General features: G+C 63.6%; 16 protein-coding genes and 1 pseudogene. 1 reads left to right on the forward strand and 16 read right to left on the reverse strand.

Going from position 1 to position 15,809, the window contains the following annotated elements:
• The first annotated feature begins 64 nt into the window (after positions 1-64).
• Positions 65-658, forward strand: a complete 594-nt coding sequence (locus G6N41_RS00325) for a cob(I)yrinic acid a,c-diamide adenosyltransferase (protein ID WP_198967659.1) — start codon at positions 65-67, stop codon at positions 656-658.
• Positions 659-748: 90 nt separating this feature from the next.
• Here G6N41_RS00325 and G6N41_RS00330 read toward each other — a convergent pair whose 3' ends face one another.
• From G6N41_RS00330 to rho, 16 genes and pseudogenes are all read right to left on the reverse strand, one after another.
• On the reverse strand, positions 749-1,192 hold the full coding sequence (locus tag G6N41_RS00330; RefSeq protein ID WP_011741622.1) for a DUF2550 domain-containing protein: 444 nt from the start codon (positions 1,190-1,192) through the stop codon (positions 749-751).
• Positions 1,193-1,199: 7 nt separating this feature from the next.
• A complete protein-coding gene (locus tag G6N41_RS00335; RefSeq protein ID WP_012395670.1) occupies positions 1,200-1,565 on the reverse strand; it encodes a F0F1 ATP synthase subunit epsilon in 366 nt (121 codons plus the stop codon).
• A 36-nt stretch (positions 1,566-1,601) separates the two neighbouring features.
• Positions 1,602-3,053: a F0F1 ATP synthase subunit beta gene (gene atpD / locus G6N41_RS00340; RefSeq protein WP_011741624.1), complete on the reverse strand. Its 1,452-nt coding sequence runs from the start codon at positions 3,051-3,053 to the stop codon at positions 1,602-1,604.
• Positions 3,054-3,081: 28 nt separating this feature from the next.
• Positions 3,082-3,996 (reverse strand): F0F1 ATP synthase subunit gamma, encoded by a 915-nt coding sequence (locus G6N41_RS00345; protein ID WP_198966270.1) that lies wholly within the window; start codon positions 3,994-3,996, stop codon positions 3,082-3,084.
• A gap of 18 nt (positions 3,997-4,014) precedes the next feature.
• The gene (atpA, locus tag G6N41_RS00350) at positions 4,015-5,664 is read right to left on the reverse strand and encodes a F0F1 ATP synthase subunit alpha (protein WP_198966271.1); all 1,650 of its coding nucleotides are present in this window, start codon (positions 5,662-5,664) and stop codon (positions 4,015-4,017) included.
• Positions 5,665-5,725: 61 nt separating this feature from the next.
• The gene (locus tag G6N41_RS00355; RefSeq protein ID WP_198966272.1) at positions 5,726-7,063 is read right to left on the reverse strand and encodes a F0F1 ATP synthase subunit B/delta; all 1,338 of its coding nucleotides are present in this window, start codon (positions 7,061-7,063) and stop codon (positions 5,726-5,728) included.
• A 6-nt stretch (positions 7,064-7,069) separates the two neighbouring features.
• Complete coding sequence (locus G6N41_RS00360) at positions 7,070-7,582, reverse strand: F0F1 ATP synthase subunit B (RefSeq protein WP_198966273.1); 513 nt, start codon at positions 7,580-7,582, stop codon at positions 7,070-7,072.
• A gap of 41 nt (positions 7,583-7,623) precedes the next feature.
• Entirely contained in the window at positions 7,624-7,869 is a 246-nt protein-coding gene (locus tag G6N41_RS00365; RefSeq protein WP_011741629.1) for a F0F1 ATP synthase subunit C, read from the reverse strand.
• Between the two features lie 90 nt (positions 7,870-7,959).
• The gene (gene atpB, locus G6N41_RS00370; protein ID WP_198966274.1) at positions 7,960-8,712 is read right to left on the reverse strand and encodes a F0F1 ATP synthase subunit A; all 753 of its coding nucleotides are present in this window, start codon (positions 8,710-8,712) and stop codon (positions 7,960-7,962) included.
• Positions 8,705-9,205, reverse strand: a pseudogene (locus G6N41_RS00375) (ATP synthase subunit I). Before G6N41_RS00375 ends, atpB begins: the two are co-directional and overlap by 8 nt.
• A 249-nt stretch (positions 9,206-9,454) precedes the next feature.
• Positions 9,455-10,636, reverse strand: coding sequence for a glycosyltransferase family 4 protein (locus G6N41_RS00380; RefSeq protein WP_198966276.1), 1,182 nt, complete (start codon positions 10,634-10,636; stop codon positions 9,455-9,457).
• 78 nt (positions 10,637-10,714) lie between these two features.
• Positions 10,715-11,365, reverse strand: coding sequence for an L-threonylcarbamoyladenylate synthase (locus tag G6N41_RS00385; protein ID WP_011741633.1), 651 nt, complete (start codon positions 11,363-11,365; stop codon positions 10,715-10,717).
• 52 nt (positions 11,366-11,417) lie between these two features.
• Entirely contained in the window at positions 11,418-12,266 is an 849-nt protein-coding gene (gene prmC, locus G6N41_RS00390; protein ID WP_198966277.1) for a peptide chain release factor N(5)-glutamine methyltransferase, read from the reverse strand.
• Positions 12,263-13,336: a peptide chain release factor 1 gene (prfA, locus tag G6N41_RS00395; protein WP_020730038.1), complete on the reverse strand. Its 1,074-nt coding sequence runs from the start codon at positions 13,334-13,336 to the stop codon at positions 12,263-12,265. The genes prmC and prfA overlap by 4 nt, the downstream gene beginning before the upstream one ends.
• A gap of 87 nt (positions 13,337-13,423) precedes the next feature.
• On the reverse strand, positions 13,424-13,669 hold the full coding sequence (gene rpmE / locus G6N41_RS00400; RefSeq protein ID WP_198966278.1) for a 50S ribosomal protein L31: 246 nt from the start codon (positions 13,667-13,669) through the stop codon (positions 13,424-13,426).
• Positions 13,670-13,860: 191 nt separating this feature from the next.
• On the reverse strand, positions 13,861-15,726 hold the full coding sequence (rho, locus tag G6N41_RS00405; protein WP_198967660.1) for a transcription termination factor Rho: 1,866 nt from the start codon (positions 15,724-15,726) through the stop codon (positions 13,861-13,863).
• Positions 15,727-15,809 lie beyond the last annotated feature (83 nt).

The following is a 15,809-nucleotide window of genomic DNA, read 5'->3' on the forward strand; positions in this document are numbered from 1 at the left end:
CAGTCTAGTGAAGCGCTATCAGCTTGTCAGTCAACCAGGTAAGTCATCCGGGTACCGTTTGATCATGGCGATCCATCTGACCCGTATCTACACCCGGACCGGCGACGACGGAACGACAGGATTGAGTGACTTCTCCAGGGTTTCCAAGAACGATCCGCGCCTGGTGGCCTACGCAGACTGTGACGAAGCCAACTCCGCGATCGGCGTTGCAGTCGCGATGGGCAGCCCCGATCCACAACTCGCCGACGTGTTGCGGCAGCTCCAAAACGACTTGTTCGACGCCGGAGCGGACCTGTCGACACCGCTGAAACGCTTCCATGACCAGCCGGAGCACGCTACGCTGCGCATCACCGAGGCCTACGTCGAACGGCTCGAGGGCTGGTGTGACAAATATAACGAGACCCTGCCCGCCTTGAATTCGTTTGTGCTGCCGGGTGGTTCGCCTTTGTCCGCACTGCTGCACGTCGCCCGCACAGTCGCACGGCGGGCTGAGAGGTCGGCCTGGGCCGCTGTCGAAGCGGACCCCGAAGGCGTCAGTGCGCTGCCCGCGAAATATCTGAACCGGCTCTCGGATCTGCTGTTTATTCTGGCGCGAGTCGCCAACCCGGACGGCGATGTGCTGTGGCGACCGGGCGGCAATAGGCCCAGCGCCGGATAGATCAGAAGCTAAGCGCTCCAACAGCAACTGCCGACAGGTGCGTCGAGCAGCCACTGTTCGGGCCGCTGCTCACCGCGCGAACGAGAGCCGTCAGCGGCTCCGCTTTTGGGCACGAGGCGAAGGACGAGACTCGAGCCAAGACAGAAATGCGGTCAACGCACCCTGATCGAGCGCGAGTTCGGAGCCGGGTCTGCGGTCCTGGGTGCTGTCGCGCAGTTCGAGAACCACGATCTTGTCGGTCATGATGTCGTACTCGTCGCCGCGGGGTCCCCGCCGAGCGATGATCTCGACACCTCGTCGGCTGAGCCGCCGATCTGGCCATAAGCGCAAACTCGACAAGCGGTAGAACCGCGCCTCGCCGCCGCGGTAGCGGATGACGCCGTGACGCCACCCGTGTCCTCCGATAGCCGGGATATCACGCATGATCCCGGCGGTGCCGCCCTGGCGCAGCTTCCATAACCGGTAGCTCAGCGCAAGCACCGCCATACCCAACAGGACAACCAGCACGACCATGCCGACCATGGGCGCGCTCACCGGGCTGTTAGTCGATCGCGCCGACGGCGCGCAATCTAGCGCGACCCCTGGCGGCGGTACGGGGATCGTCGGATTCGGAGTCCTGCCTCGCCACAGCCTCATCGATCTCGGACTCGAACTCCGCGGATTCAGCCAGAATGCTGACCCCGGCGTCCGTCACCGACATGAAGCCACCGTCCACTGCGATCCGCAGATCCTTGTCGCCATCGCGTTCAACGCGCACCATCGCGTCGTCGACCAACTGGGCCACCAACGGGATATGGTTCGGGAGAATTCCGATCTCACCGACGGTAGTGCGGGTGAAAAGAAACGTTCCCGCGCCCGACCAGATCTTCCGATCGACAGCAACGATCTCGACGTTCAATTCGGCCATGTCACACCACCTTTCGACTTAGCAGGAGACCAGCCACTACAGTTTGGCGCCGAGGCTCTCGGCCTTCTTAGCCAAGTCGTCCAGCCCACCGATGAGGAAGAACGCCTGCTCAGGCACGTGGTCGAACTCGCCCTTGCACAACCGGTCAAACGCCTCGATGGTCTCCTTGACCGGCACCGTCGAACCCGGCTGACCAGTGAACTGCTCGGCCGCCATCATGTTCTGGGACAGGAACCGCTCGATCCGGCGGGCCCGGTTGACCAGCTGCTTGTCCTCTTCGGACAGCTCGTCGATACCCAGAATCGCAATGATGTCCTGAAGGTCCTTGTAGCGCTGCAGGATTCGGATGACTTCCTGCGCCACCCGATAGTGCTCGTCACCAACCACACCGGGGTCCAGGATGGTCGAGCTGGATGCCAGCGGGTCCACCGCGGGGAAGATGCCCTTGGAGAACACCGCACGCGAGAGCTCGGTGGTGGCGTCCAGGTGCGCGAACGTGGTGGCCGGCGCCGGGTCGGTGTAGTCGTCGGCGGGCACATAGACGGCCTGCATCGACGTAATCGAGCGTCCCCGCGTCGAAGTGATTCGCTCCTGCAGCTCGCCCATCTCGTCAGCCAGCGTGGGCTGGTAACCCACGGCTGACGGCATGCGGCCCAGCAGTGTGGACACCTCCGAGCCGGCCTGGGTGAACCGGAAGATGTTGTCGATGAACAGCAGCACGTCCTGGCCGGCCTCATCGCGGAACCACTCCGCCATGGTCAGCGCGGACAGCGCAACGCGCATACGGGTGCCGGGCGGCTCGTCCATCTGGCCGAACACCAGCGCGGTGTCCTTGAGCACGTTGGCTTCCTGGAGCTCGACCCACAGGTCGTTGCCCTCACGGGTGCGCTCCCCCACGCCGGCGAACACCGACGTACCACCGAAGTTACGAGCGATACGGTTGATCATCTCCTGGATCAGGACCGTCTTGCCCACGCCGGCACCGCCGAACAGCGCGATCTTGCCACCACGCACATATGGAGTCAGCAGGTCGACGACCTTCAGGCCGGTCTCGAGCATCTCGGTGCGAGGCTCGAGGTCCTCGAAGGCCGGCGGCTTGCGGTGAATCGACCAGTGCTCGAAGTCTTCTCCGTAGCCGGGTTCGTCCAAGCAGTCCCCGAGCGCGTTGAAAACGTGACCCTTGACACTCTCACCGACTGGAACCGAGATCGGTCGGCCCGTGTCAGTGACCTCCGTACCACGGACCAGGCCGTCGGTGGGTTGCAGCGAGATCGTGCGCACCAAGCTGTCGCCGAGGTGCTGCGCCACCTCCAACGTGAGGGTTTTTGCGAGCGACCCGAAGTCGATCTTCGCATGCAGAGCGTTAAACAGCTCGGGAACAGAACCGCGGGGGAACTCGACGTCGACGACCGGCCCGGTGACCCGCACCACGCGGCCGCTGGTCTCTGAACTTGCAGACTTGTCAGTCTTTTCGGCTGTAACAGTCATATCTTTCTTCGCTTCCTCGTGGGCCTGTCTAGCGAGCGTCCGCCAGCGCGTTTGCGCCACCGACGATTTCGCCAATCTCCTGGGTGATCTGGGCCTGGCGCTCCCGGTTTGCCATCAGTGTCAGCGCCTTGATCAGGTCGTCGGCGTTATCGGTCGCCGACTTCATCGCCCGCTGACGCGACGCTAGCTCCGATGCCGCAGATTCGAGCATCGCCGCATACACGCGGGTAGTCAGATACCTCGGCAAAAGAGACTCGAACAGCGTGGTCGCATCCGGTTCAAATGAGTAGAGCGTCCTCGGGCCGGTTTCCTCGACGTACTCCACGACCATGGGTGCCATCCGGCGTGCCTCGGTCGACTGCGACAGCATCGATTTGAACTCGGTGAACACGATGTGCAGTTCGTCAACGCTCTGCTCGTTGTCGGACTGCAAGTCCTCGCCTTCGCCAGCGCCCAGCATGAACGCATCTACCAGCGTGGAAGCGATCTCCGCGGCATTCTCGTACTTCGGCTGCTCGGAGAAACCCGTCCACGATTGGGCGATGTCCCAATTGCGGAATGTGTAGTAAGCCAACGCCTTGCGGCCCACAACATAGAGAACCGGTTGCTTGCCCTCCTCACGCAGAAGTGAGAAGAGTTCCTCGGAACGCCGGAAGACATTGGCGTTGTACGCACCGCATAGACCGCGGTCAGAGGACACCACCAAAACCCCCGCCCGCTTCGGCTCCGGGTGCTCAACCAACAAGGGATGGTCGAGAGCGGCGTCCGCAGCCAGGGTGGTGAGCATCTGAGTGATCTGGTCGGCGTAGGGCCGGGCGGACTCGAGTCGAGCCTGCGCCCTGGCGATGCGCGACGTCGCGATCAGCTCCTGAGCCTTGGTGATCTTCTTGATCGATCCGGCCGAGCGGATCCGTCCGCGCAGTTCGCGAAGTGTGGCAGCCATCTCATATACCTATGTGTGCTATTTCTTCTTCTGCGGCGCGGGCTTCTTGACCTTCACCGATTCTTTGCCCAGCTCTCCCTCATCCATGGCCTCGACATGCTCGTCGGGGACCACGGATTCACCACTGGACGACGCGAAGCCCTTCTTGAAGTGGTTGATCACTTTCGTCAGTGCTTCCTCAGTTTCCTCGGTGAGCTTCTGCGTGTCACGGATGGTGCTCAGCAGTGTCTCTTCGGAGGCCCGAATGTGGTCCAGCAGTTCGGTTTCGAAACGCCGGACGTCCTCGACGGGCACCGAGTCCAGGTGACCGCCGGTGCCCAGGAAGATGGAAACGACCTGCTCTTCGACGGGCATCGGCTGGTACTGCGGCTGCTTGAGCAGCTCTACCAGCCGGGCACCGCGGTCCAGCTGTGCCTTCGACGTGGCGTCAAGGTCGGAGGCGAAAGCGGCAAAGGCTTCCAGCTCGCGGTACTGCGACAGGTCCAGACGGAGGCTTCCCGCCACCTCTTTCATTGCCTTGATCTGTGCCGCACCACCGACTCGGGACACCGAGACGCCGACGTTGATGGCCGGGCGAACGCCCTGGTTGAACAGATCGGTCTCGAGGAAGCACTGCCCGTCCGTAATCGAAATGACGTTGGTCGGGATGTAGGCCGAGATGTCGTTGGCCTTGGTCTCGATGATCGGAAGACCGGTCAACGAGCCGCCACCGAGTTCGTCGGACAGCTTTGCGCAGCGCTCCAGGAGCCGCGAGTGCAGATAGAACACGTCGCCCGGATATGCCTCACGGCCAGGCGGACGGCGCAGCAGCAGCGAGATAGCCCGGTATGCCTCGGCCTGCTTAGTCAGATCGTCGAAGACGATCAGGACGTGCTTACCGGCGTACATCCAGTGCTGAGCGACGGCCGAGCCAGTGTAAGGGGCAAGCCATTTGAAGCCGGCGGAGTCCGACGCGGGGGCCGCGACGATGGTCGTGTAGTCCATCGCGCCGCCCTCTTCCAGGGCGCGCCGCACCGAAGCGATCGTGGTGCCCTTCTGCCCGATGGCCACGTATACGCAGCGCACCTGCTTCTTGGGATCACCGGTCTCCCAGTTCTGGCGCTGGTTGAGGATGGTGTCGACGCAGACCGCGGTCTTGCCGGTCTTGCGGTCGCCGATGATCAGCTGACGCTGACCGCGGCCGATCGGGGTCATGGCGTCGATCGCCTTGATGCCGGTCTGCAGCGGTTCCTTGACGCTTTGACGCTGAACCACCGACGGTGCTTGCAACTCGAGGGCCCGCCGCGTCTCGGCCTCGATGTCTCCCCGGCCATCGATCGGCTGTCCGAGCGGGTTGACCACCCGCCCCAAGAATGCGTCGCCGACGGGAACCGACAACACCTGGCCGGTGCGCTTGACCTGCTGGCCTTCTTCGATCTTCTCGAAGTTACCCAGGATCACCGCGCCAACACTGTGTTCGTCGAGGTTGAGGGCCACGCCGAGCACACCGCCGGGGAACTCGAGCAGCTCCTGCGTCATCACGGACGGTAAACCTTCGACGTGCGCGATACCGTCCCCGGCGTCGACAACGGTGCCGACTTCCTCGCGGGAGGTATCCGCGGTGAAGGAGCCTACGTACTCTTCGATCGCGCTCTGAATGTCATTAGCGGAGATTGTCAACTCGGCCATGGCTGCTGTCTTCCTACTTTTGGGTTGTGCTGGCTGGTTCGTGTTCAGTCGGGCTTCGTCATCAATCAGGCAACTGAGCCTCGGCAGCGGTCAAACGCGACGAGAGCGTTCCGTCGATCACTTCGTCACCCACGGCAATCGACAGACCCCCCAACAACGTGGGATCCGTTTGGAGCTGCACGGTCACGGGGTGACCGTAGATGCGACTCAGCACCTCAGTAACGCGGGTGCGCTGCGAATCGCTGAGCTCGGCGGCCGCGCTGACTTGTGCGACAACTTCCCCGCGTCGAGCCACGGCCACCTCGGCCAACAGCAGCACGGCGTCCTCGGCCGGCTGACCTCGCAGGAGTTCGACCGTCTGGGACAGCAATGCGACTGCAATCGGACTGATGTCGCCCGCGCTGTCGAGGACTTTGCGCAGCAATCCAACTCGGCCCTCGGCCGGAACCACATAGTCGCCGAGCAAGATGGAGAGGCGCGGTTGCGCGTCCAAGATGCGGGAGAACCGGAACAGCTGGTCCTCGACCTCGTCGACCTGTCCGTCACGCTCGGCGACTTCCAGCAGGGCCTGCCGAGACACATGCTCGATGGCGTCGATCAGATCGGAGCTTGCCGACCACCGCTCCGTGACGGCGGCTCGCAGTACATCCAGCGCGGGATTGCCGACCTGGCCGGATATCAGCCGCTCCAACAGCCGAATCCTGGGTGCTGCGTCTTCGGCTGGCACCGTGAGGTAGCGGGTGACGGTGACTTCGCGTTGTAGCAGTTGGGCTACCGACACGAGGTCGCTGGCCAGAGCGGAAAGTGCCGCATTGTCCAGGCCCTTGGCCAAACCGGCGCCCTTGTCGACCAAGCTGCCCAGCGCCCGCCGACTGGCCGACCGCATCTTGGCCGCCACCGGACGCTCGACTTCTGCCGCTGCCGGCGCCATCGCGTCGAGCTCGTCGAGGAAGCGGTCGACCGTGGCCGCCTGCTGCGCCGGGTCGGCAACGTAATTGCGCACCAATTCGCTTGCCTGGCGGACTGATTCGTGGCCCAGCTCCAAGCGCAGCTGACGGGTCAGCTGAGTTCGGAGCAGCTCGACCTGACGAGAACCTTGGACCTTGATCCGTTCGGCTTCGACACCCGCCTGGGTCTGCATCTGCGCCGTGATACGCTTGGCACCTTCCTTGGCCTCTTCGACGACCTGCTCAGCCTCCGCCTTGGCGGCCTCCACCGCTTTACTGTGCGCGGTGGAGGCCGCCAAGAGCCGCTCGGCGGCGGTAGCCGCGTCTGCCAGTTGCTGCCGAACCGTGTCCTGGCGGGCTGCCATCATGCGCCGCACGGGCGGCACGACGTAACGCCACACCAGAAAAACGATGGCCGCGAAACCAACTAGCTGTCCGATGAATGTCGACATGGTTTGCTACCCCGTCGCAGCTGGAGTAGTCACGTCGACACCAACGATCCGGCTGGCCAGCGTCGCCGACATTGTTCCCACGTTGGCACGCAAATCCAGTTCCACAGCGTCCCTCTCGCGCTTCAGTTGCTCGTTGGCCTGCTGCAATGTCGATGCCACTTCCTGTTCAGCGTGGGCACGCGCATCCTCGACGACCTTACGACCCTCGGCCCGGGCGTTGACCCGATAGGACGACGCCTGTACCCGGGCTTCGGCCATGGCTGCCTCGTAGTCCGCCTGGGCGGCCGTGAACTGCTCGGCCGATTTCTTGTTGTCGGCCAGCGTCTTGGCAACCATGGCGTCGCGTTCACGCAACACCTTCAGGATCGGCGGTACGACAAATGTGCCGATGACCGCAAGCACCACCAAGAAGATGGCCAGCACGAAGAAAAACGTCCCGTTGGGAACGAGGAAGTTGTTTGTGCCGCCTTCCTCTGCTGCCTGGCCCGAAGCCAGGACAATAGAGTTCACGTCATCCATTACTACCCATCACAACCATTTCAACGGTTACAGCTGCCGAATTACTTAACGGGCGTGGCGAAGACGAACAGCGCCATGAACGCCAGGTTGATAAAGTAGGCGGCCTCAACCAGACCGACGGTGATGAAGAACGGCGTGAACAGCCGTCCCTGCGCCTCGGGTTGGCGGGCAACACCGGAGATCAGAGCGTTACCGGCGATACCGTCACCGATACCGGCGCCGATCGCGCCACCAGCCATGATGAGTCCACCGCCGATGAGGGCGCCGGCAGCGATAGTGGGGTCCATTACTTTATCCTCCTTGATAACTCTGGTAGCGGTTTACCAGGTTCCGGTACTGGTATGGGGTCGGGATTTTCTAGGCAGTTTCTCGCAGTATTAGTGGTGGTCCTCTTCTAGCTCCATTGCTTGGCTGAAGTACAAGATCGTCAACAGCGCGAAAATGAAGGCCTGGATCGCGCCGACGAACAAGTCAAAGGACTTCCAGATCGCATTCGGTGCCCACATGATGTAGGGCGGGAAGAGCGCGATGAGCGCGACCAAAATTCCGCCGGCAAAGATATTGCCGAAAAGACGCAGCGACAGCGAGATCGGCTTGGCGATTTCTTCGACGAGGTTGATCGGCGCCAGGATTGGCACGTGCCCCTTGAGCAGCTTGATGGGGTGGCCGACGATGCCGCGACGCCAGAAGCCGGCCGCGTGATAGCAGACGAAGACGAACAGCGCCAGCGCCAGCACGTAGTTGATGTCTGCGGCCGCGGGCTTGAGCAACTCGGTGGTCTGCCCGTGTTCGTCGGTGTACTGCACCGGGAGGACTGACAGCCAGTTCGAGATCAAGATGAAGACGAAGATGGTTACCGCGAGCGGCAGCACAAAGGGCGCGATCCGCATCCCGATTGCGCTTTCGACCTGGCCGCGCATCTGGATGGTGATCGCTTCGAAGAACAGCTGCACCCCACCGGGCACCGCGGTCGAGGTGACCTTGGAGCGCAGGTAGAACGCCAACGCGAGCAAAATGAGCGCGGCGATCGCCGTCGACAGCACCGTGTCGGTGTTGACGGTCATGCCCAGCCAGGTCGCGGTGTGGTGCTCGCCGACCTCAATCTGGGCAGCCAGGATCGACTCAGTCATCGCTGGCGGTACTCCCTTCCGATCCCTTGAAAACGCCACTGTCCGAGCCGACGGGCTGGTTCTACGCATCGTCGGCCGCAAAGTCCCCGGTACGTAGCTTCTTCCAGACCGGCAGTGCCGTGGATGCCACCAGCAGCAGCTGGAAGAGCGCCAACCCGAACACCACGCCAAGTCCGGCCGGCCGGAAAATATACGCGATGATCAGCGCCATGATGGTAATGACCGCGACCCGAGCGGCCGAGTTGAGTGCCATCGACCTTTTCAGCGGGTGGTCCCGGCCGGTGATCGACTCCACCGACCGCCGGACCAACAGGGCGTTGAGCAAACCGAGCAGCAGCCCAATGCCGAGAAACACTCCGACCATCAGGTGACCGACCAGTCCGGCGACCACAGTGGCAACCGCGGTGAGTCCAAGGCTGATCACCAATAGACGAACCGGACGGAAAGCAACAGAGGGAAACACCAACGGCGCGTCCTGCGCTGGTGTTGTCACTGCAGCACCTCAATCCCCGGTTAGTGGAGCGGAAACCGCCCGATCGACTGATCGGTGGCCCGCCGAGCGTATCGCAACGGTTGGGCTGGTTTCACCCAAGGGGTAGCTCCCTGTGTCGGTCGTTAACTGGCGCGGTCAGATAGGCATCCGCCGGGCCGGGTGCCGGCAACCCACGAGGTTTATTTCGGGGCTCTACCAGGACCGTACCACAAGGTAGATGCCACTACTACCGCCTGTCGTAGACGTGCCCTAGTCCGGGTCGTAGTAGTCGTCGCGACGACGCAGCAACGGGATCGCTGTCACAACCCCGGCGACTACCAGTGCGCCGAGCATCACCGCCGCGGTGTGGCGAGGGTCCACGAAGATCGTGCTGGCCGCCCCGAAGGCGACGATGCCCACCCATAGGTAGATGAGCAGCACGACCCGGGGATGCGAATGGCCGATCTGCAGCAAGCGGTGGTGAAGATGCATCTTGTCGGGGCTGAATGCGCTTCGTCCGGCGCGGGTGCGGCGCACGATTGCCAGTAACAGGTCCAGCATCGGCACGAACATCACCGCCACCACCAGCAAGAACGGCGATAGCAGGGCAAACACGTCCCGGGCCCCGTAGGCGTTCTGGGAGATGGGCCCCGCGGCGGTGGTGGAGGCCGCGGCAAGCATCAAACCGACCAGCATTGAACCGGAATCGCCCATGAAGATCTTGGCTCGGTGGAAATTGTGCGGCAAGAACCCGAGACAGGCCCCTGCGAGCACCACCGAGATCACCGCTGGCGGATAGAAAAGTACGTCGCCGCCATGGTCACGAAGCAACCCCACCGAGAAGGTGCAGATCGCCAAGGCCGTGATGAGGCCCAGCCCAGCCGCCAGCCCATCGAGTCCGTCGACGAAGTTCATGGCGTTGACGATGGACACGGTCAACGCGAGGGTGAGCAAAATGGACGAGGCTTGGTCCAAGACGATGGTCCCGACACCACCCAGCGGGATGTAGAGCACGCTCCAGGCGACGCCCATGGTGACCAACACGCTAGCTGCGGTGATCTGACCGGCAAACTTCGTCAGGGCATCCAGACCCCACCTGTCATCGATCAGACCGATACCCATGATCACCGCACCCGCGACGAGCACCGCGGGCATGCCGGTCGAATAGACGAACCCGCGGGTGAGGGCGGGAAGTTGGGAGGCGAGAAAGACCGCGGCGAGCACCCCGAGGAACATCGCCAGCCCACCCATGCGAGGGGTGGGTGTCACGTGGACGTCGCGTTCGCGCGGGTAGGCGACCGCGCCCAGGCGAGTCGCCAAGACGCGAACCGGCCCGGTCGCGAAATACGTGATGATCGCTGCGGTTAACCCGACGAGCGCAAGCTCACGCAGCGGGACACCGGCGCTGCGAACCGAAAGGGCGAGCAAGCCGTCGGCAACGCTGGACACCACGAGACCCTACTTCACCAACCTGAGAACCCGAATAGCCGCGCCCGGCCGCAGCGCCCAGCGGCAGCCACCACGACGGTGCTATGCGGTCAGCGTTGTCGCGTCCACTCCGAGCACGTCAGCGATCCGCTCGGCGCTGACCGGTCCCGGACGCAGGATGCGCGGGGCCCCGGTGAGGTCGACGATCGTCGAGGCGGCCTGCTGCGCCGCGGGACCACCATCCAGGTAGACGTCGACCAGATCGCCGAACTGATTACGTGCATCCGCGACGTCGACCGCCGGCGGCTGCCCCGAGACGTTGGCGCTGGAAACCGCCATGGGGCCCACCTGGCGCAACAACTCGATGGCCACCGGGTGCAACGGCATGCGCAGCATCACGGTGCCGTGCGCGTTGCCGAGGTCCCACTGCAGGGACGGCGCTTGCACCACAACCAGGCTCAAGGCGCCCGGCCAGAATGCACGGATCAGTTCACGCGCTCCAGCGGGCATCGAGAAAACCAGCCCCTCGATGGTGTGCCAGGAGCCCACCAGCACGCCCACCGGCATATCGCGCCCGCGCCCCTTGGCTGACAGCAGCGCGTTCACCGCGGCACTGTCGAATGCGTCGGCACCGATCCCATAGACGGTGTCCGTCGGCATTACGACCAGCCGACCGGCTTTGAGCGCCCCTGCCGCAGAAGCGATCCCGTTGGAACGCTGGTCGGGGTCGGCGCAGTCGAACACCTCACTCATGGGCGCTGGCCCTCCTTCGCATTCGCTTCGCCCCGCATCCTCACCGCAGCTGTCACCGAACCAGCCTCTTGACGGCGGTCACGAACCTTGGCCGTCCGGCCAGATCTTGCCGAGCCACGATGTCCTCGAAAACGCCTGCGCTTTCAATACATTCAACGGTCTGCCGCGCGGTGGTGTCGTCGTGTTCGACGGCGAACCGCCCGCCGGGACGCAACCAACGGCCGGCCAGCCGTACGACGTGGGGTATCACCGCCATCCCGTTCGGCCCTCCAAACAGCGCACTATGCGGATCATGCTGTGCTACTTCAGGTTCCAGAACAGCGCCGTCGGGAATGTATGGCGGGTTGGTCACCACGAGGTCGACCTGTCCATCGAGTTCGGGCATCAGCCCCGGAGTGGTGACATCGGCTCGCACCAGTTCCACCTTGGTGCCCACGGAATTGCGGTGTGCGTACTCGAGCGCAGCGGCCGAATCGTCGACGCCAAGAATCCGCGCCGCGGGCCAACGGTTGGCCAACGCGACTGCCAACGCGCCGGATCCGGTACACAGGTCAACAATGACGGGGTCTTCGGAAAGCTGTTGTGCACCAGTCCATTCCAACACTGCCTCGGTCTCTGGGCGCGGCACGAAGACACCCGGACCGACCTGCAACTCCACCGGCCCAAACTGCACCGTGCCGATGAGATGCTGCAACGGCACCCTGCGTGATCGGGCGGTCACCATGCCTTGGTACTGACCGAGAGCATCGGTATCAAGCGGATCGCCAGGCAGGTACAGCAGACCGCGGTCGGTGCCGGTCAGGTGAGCGGCCAACCATTCGGCATCACCACGTGCAGAGTCGATCCCGGCTTCGGCAAGAAGCGCCGCAGCGGAGTCGATCGCGTGGCGCAGCGAGGTCATGACTGCTGCAGCCGGGCCTGTTTGTCAGCGGCAGCCAGTGCGTCGAATAGAGCGTCCAGATCGCCATCGAGGACCTGGTCGAGGTTGTGGGACTTGTAGCCGATTCGGTGATCGGTGATCCGGTTCTCGGGGAAGTTGTAGGTGCGGATGCGTTCGCTACGGTCCACGGTTCGTATCTGGCTGGCCCGATCCGCCGAGGCGTCAGCCATCGCCTGCTCTTCGGCGATCGCCTGCAGACGAGCCCCGAGCACCTGCATGGCACGGATCTTGTTCTGCAGCTGCGAGCGTTCGTTTTGGCAGGTGACCACGATCCCGGTGGGCAGGTGGGTAATCCGCACCGCGGAGTCGGTGGTGTTGACCCCCTGGCCGCCCTTGCCCGACGACCGGTAGACGTCGATGCGCAAGTCCGACTCGTCGATCTGCACCTCGCCGACTTCCTCGGGCTCGGGGTAGACAAGTACGCCGGCCGCCGAGGTATGCACGCGACCTTGAGATTCGGTTACCGGGACCCGCTGCACCCGGTGCACCCCGCCCTCGAACTTCATCCGCGACCACACGCCGTCGGCCGTGTCGCCCTTGCTTGCGATGGCCAGCGTCGCGTCCTTGTAGCCGCCCAGATCCGAGGTGGTCTCCCCGAGCACCGTCACGGTCCAGCCGTGGCGTTCGGCATAGCGGATATACATTCTGGCCAGGTCGGCAGCGAATAGCGCCGATTCTTCGCCACCCTCGCCAGACTTGACTTCGAGCACGATGTCGTCGGCGTCATGCGGGTCGCGCGGCGCCAACATGTCGGTGAGCTGCGAGTCCAGTTCGGCGACCCGGGCCTCCAGTTCGGCGGCTTCGGCGGCAAACGACTCGTCGGTGGCCGCCAATTCGTGCGCGGTCTCCAGATCTTCGCGCGCGGCTACCAGCTTGCGGTAGGTGGCCACGATCGGTGCCAAGCGGGCAAACCGACGTCCGGCTTTGCGCGCCTCGTCGGGCCTGCTGTGCAGTTCTGGATCCGCCAACGCGCGCTCAAGGTCTGCGTGTTCGGCGAGCAGGACGTCAATCGTCTGCACCGGCGCTGCCATCTCACACCTCCTGCCAGCTCCTACCGCAAACACGAACCGACGCCCGGCCTGTGCTGCTCATGCACAGTTCGGGCGTCGGTAATCCAGCTACTTGTCGGCCGCCGCCTGGTCCTTGTCGGCTCCGGCCTTGCGCTTGCCGTAGCGACGCTCGAAGCGGGCAACCCGACCACCGCTGTCGAGGATCTTCTGCTTGCCGGTGTAGAACGGATGGCACTGCGAGCAAACCTCGGCCACGATACGGCCGCCCTGCTTGGTGCTCCGCGTCTGGAACGTGTTTCCGCACCCGCAGAACACAGTGGTCTCCTCGTAGGTGGGATGAATGTCAGATTTCATGCTGTCCTCTTCGATCGTCAGCCGCTCGTGCCCTCCGGTGCTCCCCGATGTTCAAGCGGCGGTCAGGCTTGACTCAAGAACCTGAGGCAGTTCTGGGTGGTCGAGCCTCGATTATGCCAGGTCAACCACCATCACCCCAAACACCGAGATCTGCGCGCGCATTCCCTGGCACCCGCAGCCGGTGTATTGCTCTAGTCGTTGTCCATATTTCCTGGTGTGGTCTTGGAGACCTGCACGAGGAACTCGTAGTTGTTCTTGGTCTTCCGCAGCTGCGACATCATCAGGTCGATGGCCTGGTGGGAATCCAGGCCGGACAGCACGCGACGCAGCTTGTGGACGATGGCGAACTCGTCAGGTGAGAGCAGCAGCTCATCTTTACGGGTACCCGACGGGTTTACGTCGACCGCGGGGAAGACGCGCCGTTCGGCGATCTTGCGGTCCAGCTTGAGCTCGGCGTTGCCGGTGCCCTTGAACTCTTCGAAGATGACGGTGTCACCGGTGGAGCCAGTCTCGACCATCGCGGTCGCGATGATGGTCAGCGAGCCGCCTTCTTCGATGTTGCGTGCCGCGCCCAGGAATCGCTTGGGCGGGTACAGCGCGGTGGAGTCGACACCACCGGACAGGATCCGGCCCGATGCCGGTGACGCGTTGTTGTAGGCACGCCCCAACCGGGTGATGGAGTCCAGCAGCACCACGACGTCTTTGCCCTGCTCCACGAGGCGCTTGGCACGCTCGATGGCCAGCTCCGCGACCGACGTGTGGTCGGATGGCGGTCGGTCGAACGTTGAGGCGATGACCTCACCCTTGACCGAACGCGTCATGTCGGTGACCTCCTCGGGCCGCTCGTCGACGAGCACGACCATGAGGTGGCATTCCGGATTGTTCTTGGTAATGGCGTTGGCGATGTCCTGCAGGATCGTCGTCTTACCGGCCTTGGGGGGCGAGACGATCAGCGCGCGCTGGCCCCTGCCAATCGGCATGATCAGATCGATGACCCGTGTGGTCAGCCGCTCTGGGGTGGTTTCCAAGCGAAGACGCTGGTTGGGGTAGAGCGGCATCAGCTTGCCGAATTCGGGCCGCTTCTTGGCGTCTTCGACCGATCCCCCGTTGACGCTGTCCAACCGCACCAGCGGGTTGAATTTCTGCCGCTGGTTGGGCTGCTCGCCTTCGCGCGGAACCCGAACGGCGCCGGTGACCGCGTCGCCGCGGCGCAGGCCGTTCTTGCGCACCATGTTCATCGACACGTAGACGTCGTGCGGGCCGGCAAGGTAGCCGGAGGTACGCACAAAGGCGTAGTTGTCGAGCACGTCAAGAATGCCGGCGACCGGCTGGACGACGTCGTCCTCACGCAACTCGGAGTCGGAACCGTCACCCGAGCGCTCCCCACGACGCCGGCGGTCGCGGAATCGGCGTCCTCGCCGGCCCTGCCGCCCTTCGCCATCGTCTTCGCCGCGCGATTGCTGGCCACCCGAGCCCTGCTGGCCGGTGCCTTGGTCACCGCCCGACTCCGCTGCTCCCCCGTCAGTCTTGGCGTCTTCTGGATTCTTTTCCGGCGCCTTCTGATTGTTGTCGGCATCGCCGCCGGCGGCCCGTTTCCCTCGTCTATCTGTGCTTTCGCCAGCCGAGTCGGCGCCGTCACGTGACGACGTTCCCGAGTCACGCGAGGATCTGCGCCGCTCGCGGCGCACCGCGGCGTCAGATGAGGCGTTTTGCTCCTGTTGAGGAGCGTCTTTGGTGGCCTCGTCGACCGCCGGGGCCTCGGGACTCGCCGAGGACTTCTGTTCGCCGGAATCCGAGGTCGGCTCGGCGGCCGCGGGCGTGCCGTTGGCGCGGTCCCGAAATTCTTGGATCGCGGCGATCAGCTCGTTCTTACGCATGCCCGACGTCCCCTTGACACCAACTTGGTTGGCCAGCGCACGCAGTTCGGGCAGCACCATGGTGGCCAGCGCGCCGGTCGGCGCAGCAGTATTGAGGTCGGAACTGTCTTTTGTCACGGAATCCGACTTCTTATCAGCGTCGGTGCTTTCGCCAGCCGTGATGAGGTCCGTATCAGTCACGGAATTCCTTTCTTTCCCCCGCTTGATTACGTCATACGAGGGTTCGTTGCATTCAGCCAAATTGCCGAGTGCGCCCAATCATC

The sequence above is a fragment of the Mycobacterium shottsii genome (genome assembly GCF_010728525.1).
In the GTDB taxonomy this organism is placed as follows: Bacteria; Actinomycetota; Actinomycetes; order Mycobacteriales; family Mycobacteriaceae; genus Mycobacterium; species Mycobacterium marinum.